Here is a 3,608-nt window from a genome sequence, read left to right on the forward strand (position 1 = left end):
GCGGGTGGCTGGGCCTGACACAGGCGCAGCTCAGCCGGATAGAGAACGGCCGCGCCCCCGAAGAGCTGACCAAGCTGATTCGCTACAGCCAAATCCTCGGCATCCCGGGGGAACTGCTCTGGTTCGACCGTCCCGGGGAGCCGCGCACCCGGGCCACCGGAGGGAGCCAGGCGCCGGCGCTCACCGTGCCGGTCATCGTCGGCGGGCAACAGGTGGCGCTTCCCATTGACCGCGCCGCCGCGCACTCCCACGGCCTCACTGATCTGGTCGCGGAGCTGGCTTCGGACTCTGGCGAGGCGGGCGCGCCCCAGGTGCCGATGCCCCGGGGGGAGCGGGCCGCGCCCGGGTCGGCCCACGTCGTCCCACTGGCGAGCCTAGAGGAAATGCAGCACTTGGCCGCCGCGATGCAGGACGCGGGCCGCTACCTGGATGAGACGGTGGTGGGCTACTTCGGCCAGCAGTTCACCCGGTGCAAGGCCAACGACGGCCAGATGGGGCCGCTCCGGGCGCTGCCCCTGGTGTTGGGCGTCCTCGATGCCATCCAGTCCCGCGCCCGGGATGTCCGCCCCCAGGTGCGGCGCGCTCTCCTCAGCGTCGGGGCAGACGGGGCAGAGTTCGCGGGCTGGCTCTACCGCGACTTGCACGACGCTACGTCGGCGGCCTACTGGTACGACCGGGCGATGGAGTGGGCGCAGGAGGCCGGGGACCTGCCAATGCAGGGCTACATCCTGCTTCGTAAGTCCCAGTCCGCCTATGAGGACCGTGACGCGACGCGGGTGCTTACCCTCGCCCAGGCGGCGCGCTACGGGCCGTGGAACCTGCCGCCCCGGGTTCAGGCAGAGGTCACGCAGCAGGAGGCACGCGGTCTGGCGATGACCGGCGACCCCATCGGCGTCGTGGAGCAGAAGCTTGACGAAGCTCGCGCGCTGCTGGGGGCGGCCGACGACGACCCGGATTCCCTGGGGGCCGGKTACGACGAAGGAACCTGGTTGTTGCGGTCGGCCACCTRCTACATCGAGGCGGGAAAGCCGGGCCGGGCCGCGGCCCTCTACGGCGAAGTCCTGGCAACCGGCGCGCTGTCCCGCCGGGACGAGGGCTACTACCGGGCACGCCGGGCTGTCGCTCATGCGTTAGGCGGCGAGCCTGACGCCGCCGCCGAGGAAGGCCTGACCGCCCTGCGGCTGGCGACGGCCACCGGCTCCAGCCGCACCACCCGGGAGTTGACGCGGGCCGCCCAGATATTGACGCCCTGGCAGACCCGGCCCGGTCCCCGCCAGCTGCGCGCCGCCCTGCTGGTCTAACCCGCCGTGAGCCAGTCCGCCACCGTGCGGATGACGAAGGCCTGCCACTCCTGGCTTTGGGGGTCGACGTAGGTGGGGTCCTCGTGGACGGCGAAGCCGTGTTGCGCGCCCTCGATCTCCACGAGCTGGTGTTCCGCCTGGAACCGGGGTGCCGCCGCCCGGGAGGCGTCCACCGAAATGAAGGTGTCCTTGGTGCCGTGGACGATCAGGGTGGGCGCGGCGATTTCGGCAACCACCTGAATCGGCCTGATCCAGAACACCTCCGCGAGCATCGCCCGGCCGTGCCGGACCGTCGGGGAGTGGTGGATGAAGCCGTCCTTGGTCAGTCGGGCGGCGGCTTCGTCGTCCAAGAAGTCGCCGTGCCAGTACRGCTTCTGGTCCACGTACCGGTTCTTGTAATCCAGCTGAGGGTTCAGGAGCACCAGCCGGGCCAGCTCCTCCGGCCGCTTGGCTGCGTAGTAGGCGGTCAAGCCGCCGCCGAAGCTGGTGCCAAGCAGGTGGATGACCTGCGCCCCGGTGTCCTCCCGCACCCGCGCCAGCGCCACCGCGATGTCGTTGAGGTGCGCCGTCAGCGTCGTCTCCTCCTGGCGGCCTTCGCTCTCCCCGTGGCCCCGGAGGTCAAAGCGCAGCGAGGCCACTCCCGCCTCCGCCAGCCCGGCGGCCAAGCGCGTGAAGAAGCCGCCCTCTTCCCGGGTTACCCCGCCGCCGTGGACCAGAACCGCGGCCCGTTCGTACGTCGCCTCCGGCGTCACGAGGGTTCCGGCCAGGTGCAGGCCGTCGAAGGTGCGGAGCGAAACGGCGGTGTCGCGCGAGGGCATGGCACTCCTTTGATGATCGGCTGCCGTCCCCTCCATCCTCCGGCCCCGAGCGCACCCAGACCAGAGGTGGCGGCGGCCGGGTGCGGTCACGGCCGCGCGTCTTCACCCGGCGGGAGGTCCCAGTCCAGCGCGCGGAGGCCGTCAGCCACCCGCCGGAGCACCACCAGGTCCGTGAAGACCTCGGCGGGCTGGGCGGGGCCGGATGAGGCCGGACGGTGGGGTAGCGGTTCGGCGTCCTCGGGGAGGACGTGGGCCGGGGCCGCCAGAGGCAGGCTGCACCAGACCACCTTGCCGCCGGAGCGGGGGCGGTAGTACGCCCAMCGGGCGCTCAGGGCGTCCACCAGCAAAAGCCCGCGCCCACCTTCGGCGTCGTCTCCAGGCTTTCGCCGCACCGGCGCGGTYTGGTTGGCATCCCAGACCTCAATGACCAAATCGGCGTCCGTGCGGGTCAGGCGCATGGCGATCACGCCGCTCCGGCCTGCCGACGCCCGGCACGCGTTGGTCACGAGCTCCGAGGCCAGCAGTTCCGCCGTATCCGCAACTGCGGCCAATCCCCAGGCAGCCAACGTCGCCGTGGTGTGCTGGCGGGCCGCGCTCACCGTCTTGGCCGTGGCCTCGAACTGCCGGACCGTGGACGAGCGCGCCAGGCGTGGGCGTGCGCTCGTCGAGGTCGCCGGGGCCGTCACGACGGCTGAGCCCCGACGTCGTCGCCGGCGGCCGCGGTCGCAATCAGCCGCRCACCGGCCTCACTGATTTCTGCTTCGATTGCGCGCCGTGCAGCAATGAGCGAGGAGAGGTGATAGAGGTCGGGAACGATGACGATGGCACCGTCCGCGCGCCGGACCGCATCCAGTAGCAGCGTGAGGCCGGGGCGGATGAGCTGGCCCGGCGGCATGTTCCGGTCCACGAACACATCGGCGAGGGCCTGGCCCCGGCGGCGGCGWGGGAACCGAGCCGATCATGCAGGCGGTCTACCTCGGCTTCGTCGTCGTCTTCCGTCCTGATGTAGCCGTACACCGTCCCGGKCATCCGCGCTCCCTCGCTGGCCGTGGTGACGACCCGGACCGGGGAGTGACCTCAACCCGGCCCGGGACGCCTACGGCAACGGTGAGCGGCACATCATGGGGGGCGCCATGCATGTCGGGTATAGCGACCATCCATATAGTCCAATATCCAATCCAGATCGGCGCCTAACCTCGCTGGGCCGAATTAAATTCAGGATTGATCTGCCGCGCCGACTTTGAGTACGTAATTGGTGTGTAGGAGCGTTCGCGCTTCGCTCAGAACTTCCAATAGGACTTCTGCCACCAGGGGAGCCTCGGCTGAATCTCCGGCCAGCCAGCCGCGTAGCTTCGCTTCCAGCTAGAGTTTCGCAGTTTTCTTGATCCAGATCAGTGTCTGGCAACGGCTGGATAATTTTCCCGATTGCTTTCGGGTGGATGATTCCCTGGTGCCTGCCGGTGGTATCGCGGTGCGTGGCGGAGGGGTG

At 70.0% G+C, this 3,608-nt stretch carries 4 protein-coding genes; 1 reads left to right on the forward strand and 3 read right to left on the reverse strand.

What is annotated here, in order from left to right; translation table 11 throughout:
- On the forward strand, positions 1-1,301 hold a 1,301-nt coding region (locus tag Manayef4_RS26440; protein WP_070130456.1), incomplete at its 5' end, for a helix-turn-helix transcriptional regulator.
- On the opposite strand, the gene Manayef4_RS02115 is transcribed toward Manayef4_RS26440, so the two are convergent.
- From Manayef4_RS02115 to Manayef4_RS25585, 3 genes are all read right to left on the reverse strand, one after another.
- Positions 1,298-2,119 carry an alpha/beta fold hydrolase gene (locus Manayef4_RS02115; protein WP_070130457.1) on the reverse strand — a complete coding sequence of 274 codons (822 nt, stop codon included), beginning with the start codon at positions 2,117-2,119 and terminating at the stop codon, positions 1,298-1,300. The genes Manayef4_RS26440 and Manayef4_RS02115 overlap by 4 nt on opposite strands.
- An 86-nt stretch (positions 2,120-2,205) precedes the next feature.
- Positions 2,206-2,805, reverse strand: coding sequence for an ATP-binding protein (locus tag Manayef4_RS02120; RefSeq protein ID WP_011436938.1), 600 nt, complete (start codon positions 2,803-2,805; stop codon positions 2,206-2,208).
- Complete coding sequence (locus Manayef4_RS25585) at positions 2,802-3,026, reverse strand: hypothetical protein (protein ID WP_254665417.1); 225 nt, start codon at positions 3,024-3,026, stop codon at positions 2,802-2,804. The genes Manayef4_RS02120 and Manayef4_RS25585 overlap by 4 nt, the downstream gene beginning before the upstream one ends.
- Between the last annotated feature and the right edge of the window lie 582 nt (positions 3,027-3,608).

This window comes from Frankia sp. CgMI4 (genome assembly GCF_001756285.1).
GTDB classification, from domain to species: domain Bacteria; phylum Actinomycetota; class Actinomycetes; order Frankiales; family Frankiaceae; genus Frankia; species Frankia casuarinae.